We start from the raw sequence: 16637 nt of genomic DNA, 5'->3' as shown, positions 1-16637 counted from the left end.
TGTCAATCCGGCCGTAAGGCGATATTGGGAGCGCTCGGTCCCACCCTGCCGATCGGGACGGCCGGTCACGGTGTCTACCCGATCTGGCGCAGGAACCTCAGGTTGTCCTCGATATGCCAATCCTCGACGATCCGGGCGTGGTCGTCGCCGAGGTGCTGGATGTCGATGGCGTCGAATTCGACGGCCTGCCCGGAACCGCCGGCCCCGTTGTAGCTGCCGGTGAAATGGCCGCGGAAGACCAGCCGGGCCGTGAGGGTGTCCCCGGTGACGTACAGATCCGACAGCTCACAGGTGAGGTCGGGGACGGCGGCGCGGAAGGCCTTCGACGCCGCGGCGGGTCCGGCCGGTCCCTGCGGCCGGCCCGGCGGCAGGGTGTTGTCCCGGAACGACGGTGTGACAGCCTGCTGGAGGTAGTCGACGTTGCCGGTGTTCCAGAAGGTGTAGAGCCGTTGTGCCGCACGAACTTCGCGTGCGGCCCGGTCGGCGTCGAGTCCGCCGTCGATGTGCACGGCGCGCGGTACGACCAGGTCGCCGGAACGGTCGACGGGGTCGGCCGGGTGCGGCGGCTGCGCCGAGCAGGCACCCAGAAGCAGTGCGGCGCAGACGAACAGCGCGATCCTCATGCCAGTCTCCCGCCGCCGTCGACATGCAGGGTGGTGCCGGTGAGGAAGGGGTTGGTCAGCGCCAGCAGTGCCGCGGCGGAGATGTCGGCCGGTGTCCCGACCCGGCGAGCCGGATTGCGATCGGCGACGGTCCGGAAGAACTCCTCCTTGCCGGGGCCGTCCCACACGCCCGAGTCGACGATGCCGGGGGAGATCGCGGTGACGCGCACCGGCGCCAGCTCGACCGCCAGCGCCTCGGCCAGAGCGGCGGCCGCGGCGTTGGTGGTGGCCATGACCGACCGTCCCGGGGACGGTCGCCACGCCGCGACACCGGAGAACAGCAGCATCGCACCTCCGGCGCGGAATCGCGGAGCGAAGTGTTTGGCGAGCAGGATCGGCCCGATCACCTTGGCGTCGAAGGCGCGGCGCACCGCATCGTGGCCGAGTGTGGTGACCGGACCGTTGGCGTGGTCGGCGGCCGGTGACACCAGGTAGTCCACCTCGCCGATACGTTCGGCCACGGCACGCACGGTTGCCTCGTCGGCCAGGTCCAGTTCGGGCCGGCCGACCGAAATCACCTGCGCTCCTTGTGCTTCGGCGTCGGCGGCCAGACGACGGCCGATGCCCGATCCGGCGCCGACGATGACCATCTTCTTGTCTTGCAGCGTTGTCATGCCCGGTTCAGCAGCGCGACAGCGCCGGATAATCCCTTCGCCGAATGAATGTTTTCGATCGCTGCCATAGGATGTACGAATGCCAACGCTGCGGGCACTGGAATGCCTCCTCGCCGTGCTCGACGCCGGCTCGATCACCGACGCCGCCACCGCACTGCACATGTCACAGCCCGCGCTGTCGCACCAGTTGGCGGCGCTCGAACGCGAGATCGGGGCACCGGTGCTGCAACGGCTCCCGCGCGGGGTGCGCGCCACCGCCATCGGCCGCGCTATCGAAGCCGACGCCCGTGCGGCGTTGACCGCGGCCGCTCGCGTCGTCGACGGCGGGCGGGCCGCGGCCCGGGGCGAAGGCGGCCTGTTGCGACTGGCCTGTGCGGAGAGCCTGACCGCGAGTCTGCTCGCTCCCGTACTGCGTACCTGGTTGCGTCGCCACCCCGCGGTGCACGTGACGCTCACCGAGGCCACCAGCGCCGACGACCTCGTCCGCCACCTCGAATCCGGAACGGCCGACCTGGCTTTGGGGCCGCGGCCGACTCGCTGGACCGGCGCATCCGAACTCGTCGGCACCGAGGAGATCGTGGCGGTCCTCCCCGCCGACCACGCCCTGGCCCGGCAGGATCGGCTCGGCTTCGACGACCTCCACGACCAACCGGTGGTGCACTACCACCCCGACAACGGCCTCGCCGGCTGGCTCGACGCCCGAGCCGCGGTCCACGGCGTCACCCTCAGCCCGGTCATGCGCACCCGGCAGGCCGGCACCGCGGCACAACTGGCCGCGGCCGGACTCGGCATCGCCCTGGTCCCCGTCACCGCTCTGGGCCCCGGCCTGCCCGCGACCCTGAAACGCTTGCACCCCAGCGTGTCCCGCGATCTCGTCTGCCTGCTCGCCACCCCCGCCGATCCACTGCTGCGCCGTTTCGCCGCCGACCTCGTCGACCGCGGTGTCCCCGTGAACCCCTCGGCCGCACGACAACTCGGCTGATCCGCGACGGCTACGACGTACGCGGCCGTAGGCCGTCGAGCATCAGGTCGAGCAGGCGCCGCCAGTCCCCGCTGCCCGTGCGGATCGTCGCCGAGATCGCACCGACGAGCAGGTAGGCGTCCGCGGCGGTGCAGTCCTGCCGCAGCGCACCGGCCTCGCGATCGCCCGCGATGATCTCGCCGACAACGGCTTCCAGCCGGGCGCGAGACATTCCGCGCGGCTCGCTACCGGGCGAGCGGCGGGCGGCTTCGACGGCTGCGGACAGGCCGCGATCGGCGCTGAGCAGCTCACCGACATGCATCAGATAGCGTCGCAGCCCCTCGCCGGCACCGGCATGCGTGAGACATTCTGTGCGCGCGTAGTTCTCGATCTGCGCGAAGCGCTGTTCGGCGGCCGCGTCGACCAGTTCCGCGAGGGTGGGGAAGTGGCGATAGACCGTGCCGACCCCGACACCCGCCGCGCGCGCCACGTCGGGCAACTGCACCTGAGAGCCCTTCTCGGCGAACAATTCCCGAGCAGCCTCGAGGAGGCGGTCGCGGTTGCGTGCCGCGTCGGCGCGTGTCTTTCGTGGCGTCGGGGGCGTTGACATCCGTGCGTCCTTTCCGGCTACCATCTAGACGGAAGCGGATTCCGATTCCGTTTTGTCGCCGGAAGGGTAGCACACGATGCCGCACAACAGATTTCTCCGACTGGCCCCGGGCCAGGTACGCCCGGGCCGGATTCCGATGCCGCCCGCCTTCGCGGTCAAGGCCACCACCGCCGACACCGAGGGCCGGTTCTCCCTGCTCGAGGTGACCCTGGCCCGCGACATCCCGCGACACACCCACGAGGTGGCCGACGAAGCCATCTATGTGCTCAGCGGTGAACTCGGCGTCGACTTCGACGACCGGTCGTACGTCGCGCCCGCCGGAACGTTCGTCCTGCTGCCGCACGGCATCCCGCACGCCCTGCGCGCGGTCTCGAACCCGCCGCCCACAGTGATCCAGATATCGTCACCGGGCGGATGGGAATGCTATCTGGAAGATCTGTTCGACGCGGGACCCACCGTGCTCACCGACGGCGCGCTCGACCCACGCAAGATCAACCCCATCGCCGCGGCCCACAGCATCCGCTACGAGGAGTCCTGAACGACAGCCCGATACGGGCCCGGCGCAGCGATCAACGCGGGCCCGGAACGAGCTCGGCGGCCAGACCGCTCGCCCACTCGCGCACATGCTGGGGGTCACGGAAATCGCCCGCCACCGTCTTGGCCATCGCCGCGGCCGGGAAACCGTGGGCATCGGCCTGCAGGCGGCCACCGAAAATCGTGTAATCCCGGGCATTCACGCGACGGGCGGCTCGCTCGACGGCTTTGACCCCCGGCACCTTTTCGGGACCGCCGGAGGTGAGCGAGTCGTCCAGCGGCCCACTGGCGAACAGCCAGACCGGCCGCATGCGCATCTGCCGCGCGAAACGACGGGCGAAGCGGCGGGCGTGACGATGCCAGCGACCGGTGTAGAGCGCACCGCCGAGGACCACCGCCCCATAGCCGTCGAGGGAGCGGACTTCACGCGCATTGCGGACCTCGGCGTCGACACCGGCCGAGCGCAGCGACTCGCCGATCCACTCCGCCATTTCGGCAGTACCGCCCCGTGTGGAGCCGTACGCCACGAGAACAGGTTCCGATGTCACGGCGCACCTTCCTCTCACCGGCCGCAAGGGGCGGACTACGGATAGGCGATATTCGCGGCGGGCTGGGGCAGAAGCAGGATCCGGCCGATCGTGGCCGTCCATTCGCCGATCGCGGGCCAGTCGCGCAGGTCACCGAAGCGACCCCCGCCGAGCAGGCGGTAAATGATCCGCGCCTTCAACGACACCCCCACGTTCTCGAAATGGCCCGCGAAGGCGCGGTAGCCGACCGGATGGATCGAATCGCGCAACGCGGCGATCTTCGGCGGCACGATTCTGCCCATCCGCCGCCCGAGCGGCCCCCGCAGCGCCGGTCCGAGCCCCACGGTGAACAGCCACACATTCGTCGCGGCCAGCTCGTAGCGATGACTCCGAACGAACCCCGACATCTCGGGAAGCACATCCATGTTGTGCACGGCACTGCCGAGGATCACCGCGTCGAACCGCGACAACTCGGGCGCATGCGCCACATCGGCGACCTCCACATCCGCTCCGCGGTTGGCCAGCGCCGCCCCGATATAGTCGGCGATCTCACGGGTCGAGCCCTGCGCGGTGGCGAAAACGACTGCGATGCGAACAGTTTCGTGAGTCATACGTCGAGCCTGCACCCCGGCGCGCGACCCCTCCCAGAGGCGGCGTACCTCATGCGATGAGGACGAACGTCCCCAGTGGGCGGCCTCGCCACACCACCGGGGCCCGGCGCCGCGCCTGCGTCAGTGGATATGGTCCTGCCAGTCGGCGGGCACCTTCCCCGCCGGCCCCGGCACCGGCTGCGTCTCCGGACGGCTGGTCGGCGGCGCCAATTGCGGACCCTCACCGACCGCACCGTCGCGGTAGTCGTAGAACCAGTCCTCACCCGGTTCGAAGCTCTGGATGATCGGATGGCCGGTGCTGCGGAAGTGGGCGGTGGCGTGCTGGGCGGGGGAGGTGTCGCAGCAACCCACGTGCCCGCAGCGCGCGCACCGACGCAGATGCACCCACCAGCCGCCGGCGGCCACACACTCCGCGCAACCGGTCCCGCTGGCGGGCACCTCGACATCGATATCGCTGCCGGAATCGCTCACCGCTGATCTCCTCTCAGGGCCGCGACCACAGCTTCGGCCACGCCGCGGGCACTGGCGGGATTCTGACCGGTGATCAGCCGCCCGTCCGTCACGACGTGAACCCCGAACGGCTCGTCGGCCATGCTGTAGTCGGCGCCCACTTTCACGAGTTCGTCCTGAAGGTTGAACGGTACCGCGTCCGCACGTTGGGCGGCTTCCTCCTCCGGCCACGAGAACCCGGTCACCCGCCGCCCGGCGATCAGCGCGGCCCCGCTTTCCAGCGGGACGTTCAGCAAACCGACCGGCCCGTGGCACACCGCCGACACCACACGGCCGCTGTCGTGGAACGCCGCGGTCAGCGCGCCGAGATCGTCGCCGCCGAAGTCGAACATGACCCCGTGCCCGCCGGTGAAGTAGATCGCGTCGTAATCCTCGACCTCGACCTCGCCGATGCTGCGCGTACGGTCGAGCAGATCCATGAATTCCCGGTCGCGGTAACGGCGGTCGGTGCCGAGGTCGGCCAGGACGTCGTGCGCCAGGCTCTCCGGGTCGATGGGCACGAATCCGCCTGCGGGACTGGCGATGTCGACGGTATAGCCCTGCTCGGTGACATAGTCGTAGAAATGGGTCAGCTCGCCGAGCCACAGCCCGGTCCGATAGCCGACCTTCTCGTACTCTCCGGCATTGGTGACGATGACCAGAATCCGGTCGGTGGCCACAGCGATCTCCTTCCGGTCCGTGCGATGGGCGACCGGCCGTCCGAGATCACTGGCGTCCAATCCGGGAACACCGCCGGCCGCGTGATGTCGATCACAACGTAACACAGGAGTGATCGCCGGAGCCGCCCCGGAACCCGGAGGAGACTCACAGGAAAATACGGCGACATGCCCTACCTGGACTTCCTCGCACCCGGCATCATCGCCCAATCGGCGCTGTTCATCGCGATCTTCTACGGCATCCAACTGATCTGGGACCGCGACGCCGTCAGCCACGTCAACCCGCTCAGCTACGAGGTCGACGCCCTGCGCGGCCTGCTCGTCGGCGGCACCGCCGACCTGTGGACCGACTTCGGCGTCCTCGTCCTGGCCGCCCTCCTCGGAATCGCCTGTGCCTCAGCACTGTTGGGGCGCCTCACACGTTGACGCCCAGAACCGCAGCCGCGCCGGTTCAGGCCGGGCGGCCATCCGCGGCCGTGTGACGGACCTCCACGATCGGCAGCCGCAACGCGGCAGGGGAGGAGGGCGGAACCACCGGCGCCACCGGCGGGACCGGATCGATGCGCCGGTAGGGCAGATCCATCGGCGGACGCGAATCCCGCTCGTTCTTGTTCGGCCACATCGACGCCGCCCGCTCGGCCTGAGCGGCGATCGTCAACGAAGGATTCACACCGAGATTCGCCGAAATCGCCGACCCGTCCACGATGCTCAACGTCGGATAACCGTGCACACGGTGATACGGATCGATCACACCGTGCTCGCGGTCGCCGCCGATCACGCACCCACCGATGAAATGCGCCGTCATCGGCACACCGAAAATATCCGGCCAGGTACTGCCCGCCGTGGCGCCGAGTTTGCCGGCCACCCGCCGCGTCACCTCGTGCCCGGCCGGAATCCACGACGGATTCGGCTCGCCGTAGCCCTGTCTGCTGGTGTAGCGGCGACCGAACAGCCCGCGCCGGGTGAACGTGGTGATCGAATTGTCCAGACTCTGCATCACCAGCAGAATCAACGTCCGCTCACTCCAGCGCCGCGTCCGCAGCAACCGCACCGTCCGCACCGGATGGGTGGCCGCGATCGCCAGCACCCGCACCCACCGCGGCACGGCCTTCCCGCCGTCGACCAGATAGGTCTGCAACAACCCCATCGTGTTCGAGCCCTTGCCGTAGCGCACCGGCTCGATATGGGTATCGGCGGTCGGATGGAACGACGAGGTGATCGCCACACCCGCCGTCAGATCCAGGCCGGTGTGCACCCGGGTGCGGCCCGCGCCCAGAATCGCCTCCGAATTCGTGCGGGTCAGCACGCCCAGCTGCGGCGAGAGCGCCGGCAGCACCCCCGTATCACGCATCCGGAACAGCAACCGGTGCGTACCCCAGGTCCCCGCCGCCAGCACCACGTACCGCGCCGAGAAGCTGCGCTTGCCACCCCGCAATCGGCCCGTCCGGCGCGTGTCGACGCGCCAGCTGCCGTCGTCCTGCGGTCGCAGCGCGGTCACCGTCGTCATCGGATGTATCTGCGCCCCAGCGCTTTCAGCCAAACCGAGATAGTTCTTGACCAGCGTGTTCTTCGCGCCGTGCCGGCAACCGGTCATACACTCGCCGCATTCGATACACCCCGTGCGCTCCGGTCCGACGCCACCGAAATAGGGGTCTGCGCTCACGACTCCGGGCTCGCCGAAGTACACGCCGACCGGCGTCGGGACGTAAGTATCGGCGACGCCCATATCCTCGGCCACCGAGCGGATGATCTCATCGGCCGGGGTGGTGTGCGGATTCTCCACGACACCGAGCATGCGCCGGGCCTGGTCGTAGTGCGGGGTGAGTTCGGCGTCCCAGTCGGTGATCTCGGCCCACTGCCGGTCCTCGAAGAACGCGCGCCCCGGTTTGTAGAGGGTGTTGGCGTAGTTGAGCGAGCCGCCGCCGACTCCGGCGCCGGCGAGGATGAAGCAGTCGCGCAGCCGGTGGATTCGCTGGATGCCGTAGCAGCCCAGTGCCGGCGCCCACAGATATCGCCGCAGATCCCAGCTCGTGGTGGCGAAGTCGGCGTCTTCGTAGCGTCGCCCGGCCTCGAGTACCGCGACCGAATATCCCTTCTCCACCAATCGCAATGCCGTCACACTGCCGCCGAATCCGGATCCGACGATCACCACATCGACATCGAAAGGCCGCGCTGCCTTCATGACACCTCCTACCGAGGACGCTAACAAGTCACCACCGCGGCCGCGACGGTCTCGTGGCGGGTACCAAACCGGGCGGTGCGCACTGCCTTCGAATCACAAGACGTGCGGGAGGCGCGCGGTGATGTGTATCGGATCCGTCGGCGGCAGACCGGGGCCCAGCGCCCCCAATACGTCACTGTGACGTTTCACGACGGGAATGGGAAGCTAGGGAAGTGGCCGATAGGAGCGGGATCTACCCGATGGACGCGCCAGTAAATTTTCCGGCAAATTGGACCGGCGGCGAAAAAGTTCATCAGGAGGGATTCGGCAGATTTACGCGAGACGGCGGCGCCGAACGCGAATGTCGACAGCATGCGGGACAGCCGAGCAGCGCGGCCGAGCGTGGGAGACGGATGCCGAAACATGCTGACACGCAACGGTAAATGCAGCCTCCGACACCCGTTCCATTGCGCCGATAATCTACATTATGTCAAGTCAACTACTGCATATTACAGACGAAACCAATGACCGCCTCCGCCCCGACGAGACTGAGTGTAATCTCGTCAGGTCCGCACGAGAAGAAGGGCAGGCCCGGTATTACCTCGTCCACGACGGCCTTGCAACGACGTTTTCGAGAAAGCTCTCGGCTACGTGCGCGAGTACTCCTGAACGATGCAATCAGCACACAACACGAAGGGTGCGCACGCCATCTGACGCAGCATTCAGCGGCTAATTCCTCGCCAGCTCCGCAAGAGGCAAACCGTTTAAGTCGAATCAACGATGATTCAAGATCGCGCGGTGCTCGCGCAAGGTTAAGGCCGCGCGCTCTGAGTCTTTTTCATGAAATTCGGAAGTAGACACGATGGTTGGAACGAACAGTTTTGTCGAGTATCGATCAATCGCAATCACGGAGCCCCTTCGGCAGGGTGACATTTTGGAGCGCGTAGCAGATGATTCGACTGTCTGGAATCGGCATTTGCTGGTGATGACAGCAGATTGCGATTTCGCACATAACAAGCATCACGGTAGGGTGACGTGCGTACCGTTGTTAACCAAGGACGAATACCTTGTCAAACTCCAGATACCAAAGCTCCGTAGTAAGGCAGTCGTTGACCTTACGAAGAGCCTACAAGATTTGCTATCAAAACTGGGAACGATCAGCATCTCGGAGGCGCGCCTGAGAGAGTGGCCCACCGAGCAGTCCACCGAAAGAATTCTGACGTCTCTGCCAATTCCAGCTGACGAGCACGACACCGTACGCGGCATGTTTGATGCCATTCGCGCACTAGGTATGAGCGAGTCGTCACTCGCTGAAACAACGAACATTCTGGTCCAAGCACAGCTCCAATTACCAAACCCTCAAAGCGAGAAGAACCTGAGAAGGAAGATAGTTAACACACTCCAGAACGTCTTCAAGAATCCGCCTGGTGACGCACTATTCCTGTCGGCGATCGCCGACGGCCACGACTACGGATACTTCGTTTATTTGCGACATCTGGAACAGATCTGGGAGCCCCGAGTGGCGCTTAGTCCTTCACGCAAGGTAATGGAATACCGCAGATTATCCCGGCTGCAAGACAATTTCACCCATGCAATTGCGCAGCGGTTTGGGCTCGTGTTTACGGCGATTGGCCTACCTGACGCATACGAAGAGATGCGTAACCTTCACTCGGACCTACTCGTAGAGGACATTTCGTGAAGCCATTGGTTACGACAGCAAGTGCCCTTAAGGAGCTGGCAACCGGCGTGGCTCCGTCTGCCATTTCAACCTCGACTTCCCTGTTCTCGTGGGAAGGTGTAGGTGCCGATTACTTGCTCACGAACAGTGATTATGCCGGCGATCAGCGCGTCGTAGTCGTTCGAGACTCATTCATTAGCGACCCCTTCGTCCCGGACCATCTCAGAGTTGATCGTCGGGCGGTGCTTAGCCGGATGGCCGCATTCGCCGAGCGCGCGCGGACGGCAGGTCCGATCACATTGCCCCGAGCCTGGCGCCAGTACAAACACAACAACTTGATGGCGTTCTTCGCAGTGCCGGGGCGGGACACGGAAACAACACGCTGGATTGCCGAAGTATTGACAGGTGACAGCTCAGATGTCGTCTTCTGGGAGGCGACAACATCTGACGAGAAGACGAGTCTAGAGGAGTTCGATGCCACGAAGCCGCCGAACCCCCTGCGGAACAACGAGTGGATCGAAGCTGCGGGGGCCGCAGCGATACACTTTGAGGCCGCGAAGCGCCCTCAACCGTCTGACGTTGAAATCGCCCTACCAGAGCTCGAACGCGCCGCGACACAAAATTGGACCTACGGCCAATGGATGGAAGCCATCAGTGCCGATCAACGTGCGTTTGTGCTCGCTCCCTCCGACAGATCCATCCGACTCCGCGGTCCTGCGGGCTCTGGCAAAACACTGACCCTCACGTTAAAGGCTGTTTACGAGCTCCTCAAAGCCCGCGAATCCGGCGAGCAACTCAGGATTCTTATGGTCACCCACAGCTGGTCACTGGCGACGGAGATTGCGGATTCCACCGATGCATTCGGTCTTGGGTCGTTGCACGAGATCGATGCCTTTCCATTGTTGGAGATCGCAGCAGAGATCTCACCAGGTGGGAATAGCGACGGCTCGTACAAACTCATCGGTGATGACAGCTTCAGCGGAAAGCAGGCACAGCTTGATGAGATCCTGGACCTACTTAGTGATTTCGTCGCAGGTGACTGGATCACCTATAAGGCTGATGTCAACCCATCGCTGCGCGATCGATTTGATTCGTCGGACTCGGACGAGCGACTGGCACTTGCCTGGGATCTCCTGATCGAGTTCGGCTCTGTCATAGGCGCTGCGGCAATTTTCCCAGGCGCCGGCTCAGAGAGCCGATATTTCAACTTGGAGCGTGCATCGTGGATGCTTCCCCTCTCAGGTCGCGCCGACATGCGAGTGATTTTCGAGTTGTATAGCCGTTATATGGACAGCCTCGACGCTCGCGGACTCTGGACTAGCGACCAAGTACTTGCGGATCTCTTGAACGACCTTCAGAAACACTCCTGGAACCGGTCACGGCGCGACAAAGGGTATGACCTGATCTTTGTAGACGAGTTCCACCTTTTTAACCCCTTGGAGCGGCAGGTTCTTCACTACCTTTCCCGCGATGTGACGGTGTATCCAAGAATCTTCATGGCCCTCGATCCCCGGCAGTCACCATCAGAGGCATTCATCGGCTTGGCATCCGACGGCACCAGGTCCTCAGCCTCGCTTGAGGCTGGCGACGGTCTCGGGGAGGTCACGAGCTTCGAATTGAACCACGTCCACAGGTATACGCCGCAGATCCTTCGACTGGTAAAACATGTCCACCACGAGTTTCCTACGTTGGACTTGGGTCGCGATTGGAATATCGATTTCAGCTCGGTCGAGTCTGCACGTGAGAATGGGCCGGTGCCAACGCTAGTTACTTCCGCCAGCCGTACTGGCGAAGAGACCGACATCGTTCGAGCAATACACGACCGGTATCAGACGGGGACGATTGCGCTGGCGGTCGTCGATACTCGACAGTGGAGTCGGTTTAGTGAACTTGCGTCGCTGATAGACCAGTCCCAAAAGTATCACGTTTCAACTATCGCTGGGCGTGGGGACGTAGAAGGCCTGGGGTATCGAAAGCGCGGACTGGTAGTCGGCCCCGCTGAGTATCTCGCCGGACTCCAATTCGGCACCGTGCTGGTCGCCGGGATTCCCGATCTGAGTCATGGATCGCGCACGCCGAGCGAGATTACCCGACTGTTGTCGCTCCTCTACCTCGGGATCAGCCGGGCAGAGAACGACGTAAGGGTCTTCGTCAACGATGACGACGGTGGCGTTCCTGAGGTGATCCAGCGAGCCATCGCAAACTCTCTGGTGGTACTGCAGAAGGGAAGTCTGGTCTGATCGCGTTAAAGCCTATCGGCATACACACGGCACGGACCGACCGATACGCTCGGAGAATGGTCGAACACGATCACGATGGCTTTTCATCCGGGCAGTCGTCAGGGGTAGAACGATTATGCAGGGATCGAGTACGCAGGGTTACCAGTAACGGCACGGCAGTCGCGGTCCCCGGGGCCCGATCCCCTCACCGATCCAGCCGACGATTGAGGATCTTCGCGATCTCGGCGACCACCCCGGGTTCGGTCATCGCCAGATGCTCGGCCGCGATGTCGACGTTGGAGATCTGACCGGTGACGAACCGGGCCCAACCCTCGTGGCCCGCGGCGTCGTCACGCCGGTCCGTCGTGGCGGTGAAATACAGCATGTCGGCATCGATGACCGGTGGCTGCCAGGCGCTCGCGGCGCGGATGGACAGGTTGTAGGCGTCGGTCATGCGTTCGATGGTCGCGGCGTCGATGGCGAAGCTGTCCCCCAGCTGCTGCCGGATCAGTTCGGCGGCCTCTTCCGCGGTCGCGTCGGCGCCGACGACGTCGATGCCCATGACCGGACCGAGATTGCTGATCAGCTCCCCTGGCGTGGCCTCGGTGACCTCCGTGGCGTCGATCCCTTCGGCCTCGGCGTCCAGCAGCGCCAGCAATGCGACTTCCTCACCGGCCGAACGCATTTCGGCGGCGACGGCGTGTGCGATCTGCCCGCCCAGCGACCAGCCGAGCAGATGGTAGGGCCCGTGCGGCTGGAGGGCGCGGATTTCCTGGAAGTAGCGGCGCGCGATCTCCTCGAACGTTTGCGGGCCCGGCACTTCCCCACCGATCTGCGGCGCCTGCAGACCGTAGATCGGGCGGTCGCCGGCAAGGTGGTCGCCGAAGGTGTAGTAGCACCACGACAGGCCCGACGCGGGATGGATGCAGAACAGCGGTGGCCGGCTGCCGCCCGTCCGGATCGGCAGCACGACGTCCAGACCGAATGCCGCCGGCCCGGATTCGTGGTGGCCGTTGCTCATTCCGGTTTCGATGCGCTTGGCCAGGTCGGCCGGATTCGGATCCGACAGCATCCACCCCAGCGGGATCTCGAAGTGGAGTTCCTTGGTGAGTTCGCTGGCGACCTGCACCGAGCGCAGCGAGTTGCCGCCGAGGGCGTAGAAGTCGTCGTCGGCGCCGACGTGGGTGAGGCCGAGGACGTGTTCGAAGGCGCGCGCGACCTCACCTTCGAGCCAGGTCGACGGTTCGCGGAACTCCCCTACCGCGGCCACCGGTTCGGGCAGCCGGGCGCGGTCGAGTTTGCCGGAGGCGGTGAGCGGCACGGTGTCGAGCACCATGAGGGTGCTGGGCACCATGTAGTTGGGCAACTCGGCGGCGGCGTGCGCGAGGACCGCGGCGGTGTCGACGGTGGCGCCGGCGGCGGGCACCAGGTACCCGACGAGCTGGGCGGCGATCTCGCTGGAGTGGACGACGGCGATGGCGCGGGCGACGCCGGGGTGTTCGGCGAGCACGGTTTCGATTTCGCCGAGTTCGATGCGCAGTCCGCGCAGTTTGACCTGGAAGTCGGTGCGGCCCAGGTATTCCAGTTCGCCGTCGCGGCGGCGGCGCCGCACGAGGTCGCCGGTGCGGTACATGCGTCCGCCGTTGTTGTAGGGGTCGGGCACGAACCGTTCGGCGGTGAGGACGGGGCGGGCGTGGTAGCCGCGCGCGATCTGGGTGCCGGCGAGGTACAGCTCCCCCGCCACGCCGGGCGGTACCGGGTTGAGCCGGGCGTCGAGGACGTAGGCGCGCGCGTTCCAGACGGGCATGCCCATCGGCACGCTGCCCTGGTCGGTGTCGGTGACGTGGTGGGAGGTGACGTGCACGGTGAATTCGGTGGGCCCGTACAGGTTGTGCAGTTCGACGTCGGGCAGCACGCGCCGGACGGCGGCGACGGTGTCGGACCCGAATGCCTCTCCCCCGATGAGCAGTGCGCGCAGCGAGGTCAGGGTGCGGACGGGTGCGGCTTCGGCGAAGACGGCGAGCATGGACGGCACGAACGAGGTGATCGTGATCTGTTGTGCGGCAATGGTTTCGGCGAGGTAGGCGGGGTCGGTGTGGCCGTCGGAGCGGGCGATGACGAGGTGGGCGCCCACGCCCAGGGTGGCGAACAGTTCCCACACCGAGACGTCGAAGGTGGCCGGTGTCTTCTGCAGGACCACATCGTCCGCGTCGAGGCCGTATTCGTCGCTGAGCCAGCGGATCTGGTTGACTGCGGCGCCGTGCGGGACGGCGACGCCTTTGGGGCGGCCGGTGGATCCGGAGGTGAACAGCACGTAGGCGACGTTGGTCGGTCGCAGTGGGGCGTGGCGGTCGTGGTCGGTGACGGGTGTGTCGTCGAATGCGGACAGGTCGATGTCGTCGAGGGTGGACAGGACGACGACGGGTGTGGCAGTGGCCAGCATGTAGTCGATGCGGTCGGCGGGCAGGTCGGGGTCGACGGGGACGTAGCCGCCGCCGGCGGCGAGCACGGCGTAGAGGGCGGTGACCTGGTCGAGCGAGCGGCGCATCCGCACGGCGACCAGCTTTTCCGGGCCGACGCCGCGGGTGATGAGCCAGCGGGCGAGCCGGTTGACGCGGGCGGAGAACTGCGCGTAGGTCAGCGACAGGTCGCCGTAGGTGACGGCGGTGCGGTCGCGGTATGCCGGTACCGCGTCGGCGAACATGGAGGTCAGTGTTTCGTCGGTGGGCAGGGTGTGGTGGGTGGTGTTCCAGCGGTCGACGACGTTGTGGTGTTCGTCGGCGTCGAGCAGGTCGACGTCGTAGACGAGGCCGGTGGGGTCGGCGACGAGGGCGCGCAGCAACCGGTCGAGGCGGGCGGCGATGCCGGTGACGGTGTCGGGGTCGAACAGGTCGCGGGCGTAGGTGATGCCGCCGGTGATGCCGGCGGGGCCGCCGTGGTCGTCGTAGCTGTCGGAGACGGTGATCTGCAGGTCGAACAGTGAGGTGTCGATGTCGGCTTCGACGGCGGAGAGGGTGAGTTCGGGGAGTTCGAATTCGGTGCCGGTGAGGTTTTGGAAGGCGAGCATGACCTGGAACAGCGGGTGGTGGGCGTGGGAGCGGGCCGGGTTGAGTTCTTGCACGAGTCGTTCGAAGGGGACGTCGGCGTGTCCGAAGGCGGCGAGGTCGGTGTCGCGGACCTGGTCGAGCAGGTCGGTGAACGTCATGTCGGTGCGCAGGTGGCTGCGCAGGACGAGGGTGTTGACGAACATGCCGACGAGTTCGTCGAGTTCGGGTTCGCCGCGTCCGGCGTAGGGGGTGCCGATGGTGATGTCGTCGGTGCCGGCGAGGCGGGCGAGGACGGCGGCGAGTGCGGCGTGGAACACCATGAACAGGGTGGTGTTGTGGGCGCGGGCGATGTGTTGCAGCCGGGCGTGGAGTTCGGGGTCGACGGTGAGGGGGACGGTGGCGCCGGCGTAGGTTTGCACGGGCGGTCGCGGCCGGTCGGTCGGCAGGGCGAGCAGGGCGGGCACGTCGGCGAGTTGGGTTGTCCAGTAGTCGATTTGGGCGTGCAGCAGCGAGTCGGGGTCGTCGTCGCCGCCGAGGACGGTGCGTTGCCAGAGGGCGTAGTCGGCGTATTGGACGGGCAGCGGCGGCCAGGCGGGGGCGTCGCCGTCGAGTCGTGCGGTGTAGGCGAGGGTGAGGTCGCGGGCCAGTGGTGCGAGGGAGGATCCGTCGCCGGCGATGTGGTGGACGACGAGGGCGAGGATCCAGGTGTCGTCGGCGATCTCGTAGAGCCGGATGCGCAGCGGCACGGTGGTGGTGACGTCGAAGACGGTGGCCAGTAGCGCCGAGAGGGTGTGTGGGAGTTCGGTTTCGGGGATGCGGGTGATGGTGAGGGGTGGGACGGCTTCGGTGGCCGGGAGGATTTTCTGGGTGGGTTCGCCGTCGACGGCCGGGTAGATGGTGCGCAGTACTTCGTGGCGGGTGATGACGTCGCCGATGGCGGCGTGCAGGGCGTGGGTGTCGAGGCGGCCGGTGAGCCGGATGACGATGGGGATGCTGTAGGCGGGGGTGTCGGGTTCGAAGCGGTTGAGGAACCACATCCGCTGTTGTGCGTAGGACAGTGGGATGTGTTGTGGGCGTGGTTGTTCGGTGAGGGCGATGCGGCGGGTGTCGGCGTGGGATTCGGCGCGGGCGGCGAGTTTGGCGACGGTGGGCGCGTCGAAGATCATCGACACGGGGACGCGGGTGTCGAGGGCGGCGCCGATGCGGGCGGCGGCGCGGGTGGCGACGAGGCTGTTGCCGCCGAGGTCGAAGAAGTTGTCGTCGGCGCCGATGGTGGTGTCGAGGCCGAGGAGGTCGGCGAAGATGCCGGCGACGATTTCTTCGACCGGTGAGGCGGGTGCGCGGAATGTTTCGGTGTGCAGGATGGGTTCGGGTAGTGCGTTGCGGTCGAGTTTGCCGTTGGGCGACAGTGGGATCGCGTCGAGGATCATGACGGCGGCGGGCACCATGTAGGGCGGGAGCGCGTCGGCGAGTGCGGTGGTGAGTTGGGCGGCGGTGGGTGTGGCGCCTGGTGCGGGCACGACGTAGGTGACCAGCATTGCGGGGGCGTTGCCTTGCCGGTGGGCGATGGTGACGGCGAAGGCGGTGTCGGGGCGGGCGTCGAGGACGGCGTCGATTTCGCCGAGTTCGATGCGGTAGCCGCGGACTTTGACCTGGAAGTCGTTGCGTCCGACGAATTCGATGTCGCCGTGGGTGTTCCAGCGGACGAGGTCGCCGGTGCGGTACATGCGGGTGCCGGGTTCGCCGGCCGGGCAGGGTACGAATCGGGCGGCGGTGGTGGCCCGCCTCGCCGAACTGCTGTGGCGGCGAGTCGAACCGACCGCGGGGGACGTGGAACGCGTCACCGA

The 16637-nt window shown here is 66.2% G+C and carries 12 protein-coding genes and 2 pseudogenes; 5 read left to right on the top strand and 9 right to left on the bottom strand.

The genetic code is table 11. The features are described from left to right. Positions 1–74: 74 nt before the first annotated feature. A complete protein-coding gene (locus A5780_RS04235) occupies positions 75–623 on the bottom strand; it encodes an ester cyclase (protein WP_064907763.1) in 549 nt (182 codons plus the stop codon). Then, positions 620–1276 (bottom strand): SDR family oxidoreductase, encoded by a 657-nt coding sequence (locus A5780_RS04230; RefSeq protein WP_064907762.1) that lies wholly within the window; start codon positions 1274–1276, stop codon positions 620–622. The genes A5780_RS04235 and A5780_RS04230 overlap by 4 nt, the downstream gene beginning before the upstream one ends. Positions 1277–1355: 79 nt before the next feature. Here A5780_RS04230 and A5780_RS04225 point away from each other — a divergent pair, with 79 nt between their 5' ends. Further along, positions 1356–2258, top strand: a complete 903-nt coding sequence (locus A5780_RS04225; protein ID WP_064907761.1) for a LysR family transcriptional regulator — start codon at positions 1356–1358, stop codon at positions 2256–2258. A 10-nt stretch (positions 2259–2268) separates the two neighbouring features. Here the strand turns inward: A5780_RS04225 and A5780_RS04220 are convergent, their stop codons facing one another. Further along, a complete protein-coding gene (locus tag A5780_RS04220; protein ID WP_064907796.1) occupies positions 2269–2847 on the bottom strand; it encodes a TetR/AcrR family transcriptional regulator in 579 nt (192 codons plus the stop codon). A 76-nt stretch (positions 2848–2923) separates the two neighbouring features. On the opposite strand from A5780_RS04220, the gene A5780_RS04215 reads away from it, so the two are divergent. Next, positions 2924–3385, top strand: coding sequence for a cupin domain-containing protein (locus A5780_RS04215; protein ID WP_063016143.1), 462 nt, complete (start codon positions 2924–2926; stop codon positions 3383–3385). Positions 3386–3416: 31 nt separating this feature from the next. Here the strand turns inward: A5780_RS04215 and A5780_RS04210 are convergent, their stop codons facing one another. The 4 genes from A5780_RS04210 to A5780_RS04195 all read right to left on the bottom strand — a co-directional run bounded on the left by A5780_RS04210 (position 3417) and on the right by A5780_RS04195 (position 5688). Further along, positions 3417–3929, bottom strand: a complete 513-nt coding sequence (locus tag A5780_RS04210) for a flavodoxin domain-containing protein (protein ID WP_197521660.1) — start codon at positions 3927–3929, stop codon at positions 3417–3419. A 35-nt stretch (positions 3930–3964) separates the two neighbouring features. Further along, entirely contained in the window at positions 3965–4519 is a 555-nt protein-coding gene (locus A5780_RS04205) for a flavodoxin domain-containing protein (protein ID WP_063016147.1), read from the bottom strand. Between the two features lie 120 nt (positions 4520–4639). Next, positions 4640–4990 (bottom strand): UBP-type zinc finger domain-containing protein, encoded by a 351-nt coding sequence (locus A5780_RS04200; RefSeq protein ID WP_063016149.1) that lies wholly within the window; start codon positions 4988–4990, stop codon positions 4640–4642. Continuing rightward, positions 4987–5688: a type 1 glutamine amidotransferase domain-containing protein gene (locus tag A5780_RS04195; RefSeq protein ID WP_082857229.1), complete on the bottom strand. Its 702-nt coding sequence runs from the start codon at positions 5686–5688 to the stop codon at positions 4987–4989. Before A5780_RS04195 ends, A5780_RS04200 begins: the two co-directional genes overlap by 4 nt. A gap of 159 nt (positions 5689–5847) precedes the next feature. On the opposite strand from A5780_RS04195, the pseudogene A5780_RS04190 reads away from it, so the two are divergent. Then, positions 5848–6111: pseudogene (locus A5780_RS04190) on the top strand (hypothetical protein); the annotation flags it as partial. 25 nt (positions 6112–6136) lie between these two features. Here the strand turns inward: A5780_RS04190 and A5780_RS04185 are convergent. Continuing rightward, the gene (locus A5780_RS04185; RefSeq protein ID WP_064907758.1) at positions 6137–7867 is read right to left on the bottom strand and encodes an FAD-dependent oxidoreductase; all 1731 of its coding nucleotides are present in this window, start codon (positions 7865–7867) and stop codon (positions 6137–6139) included. Positions 7868–8708: 841 nt separating this feature from the next. Here A5780_RS04185 and A5780_RS04180 point away from each other — a divergent pair. Together A5780_RS04180 and A5780_RS04175 are read left to right on the top strand one after the other, a co-directional pair. Beyond that, a complete protein-coding gene (locus A5780_RS04180) occupies positions 8709–9545 on the top strand; it encodes a hypothetical protein (RefSeq protein ID WP_156769357.1) in 837 nt (278 codons plus the stop codon). Next, the gene (locus tag A5780_RS04175) at positions 9542–11764 is read left to right on the top strand and encodes a hypothetical protein (protein WP_156769356.1); all 2223 of its coding nucleotides are present in this window, start codon (positions 9542–9544) and stop codon (positions 11762–11764) included. The genes A5780_RS04180 and A5780_RS04175 overlap by 4 nt, the downstream gene beginning before the upstream one ends. A gap of 184 nt (positions 11765–11948) precedes the next feature. On the opposite strand, the pseudogene A5780_RS04170 reads toward A5780_RS04175, so the two are convergent. After that, positions 11949–16577: pseudogene (locus A5780_RS04170) on the bottom strand (amino acid adenylation domain-containing protein); the annotation flags it as partial. Positions 16578–16637 lie beyond the last annotated feature (60 nt).

It is taken from the genome of Nocardia sp. 852002-20019_SCH5090214, from assembly GCF_001665865.1.
Lineage (GTDB): Bacteria > Actinomycetota > Actinomycetes > Mycobacteriales > Mycobacteriaceae > Nocardia > Nocardia nova.
The sequence above is the reverse complement of the archived record's forward strand: the minus strand, read 5'-3'. Positions and strand labels throughout refer to the sequence as shown.

Bases quoted from the DNA above. Each gene is read 5' to 3' on its own strand.
- A5780_RS04235 (WP_064907763.1), bottom strand. From the start codon at position 623: ATGAGGATCGCGCTGTTCGTCTGCGCCGCACTGCTTCTGGGTGCCTGC.
- A5780_RS04220 (WP_064907796.1), bottom strand. From the start codon at position 2,847: ATGTCAACGCCCCCGACGCCACGAAAGACACGCGCCGACGCGGCACGC.
- A5780_RS04225 (WP_064907761.1), top strand. From the start codon at position 1,356: ATGCCAACGCTGCGGGCACTGGAATGCCTCCTCGCCGTGCTCGACGCC.
- A5780_RS04215 (WP_063016143.1), top strand. From the start codon at position 2,924: ATGCCGCACAACAGATTTCTCCGACTGGCCCCGGGCCAGGTACGCCCG.
- A5780_RS04185 (WP_064907758.1), bottom strand. From the start codon at position 7,867: ATGAAGGCAGCGCGGCCTTTCGATGTCGATGTGGTGATCGTCGGATCC.
- A5780_RS04180 (WP_156769357.1), top strand. From the start codon at position 8,709: ATGGTTGGAACGAACAGTTTTGTCGAGTATCGATCAATCGCAATCACG.
- A5780_RS04205 (WP_063016147.1), bottom strand. From the start codon at position 4,519: ATGACTCACGAAACTGTTCGCATCGCAGTCGTTTTCGCCACCGCGCAG.
- A5780_RS04230 (WP_064907762.1), bottom strand. From the start codon at position 1,276: ATGACAACGCTGCAAGACAAGAAGATGGTCATCGTCGGCGCCGGATCG.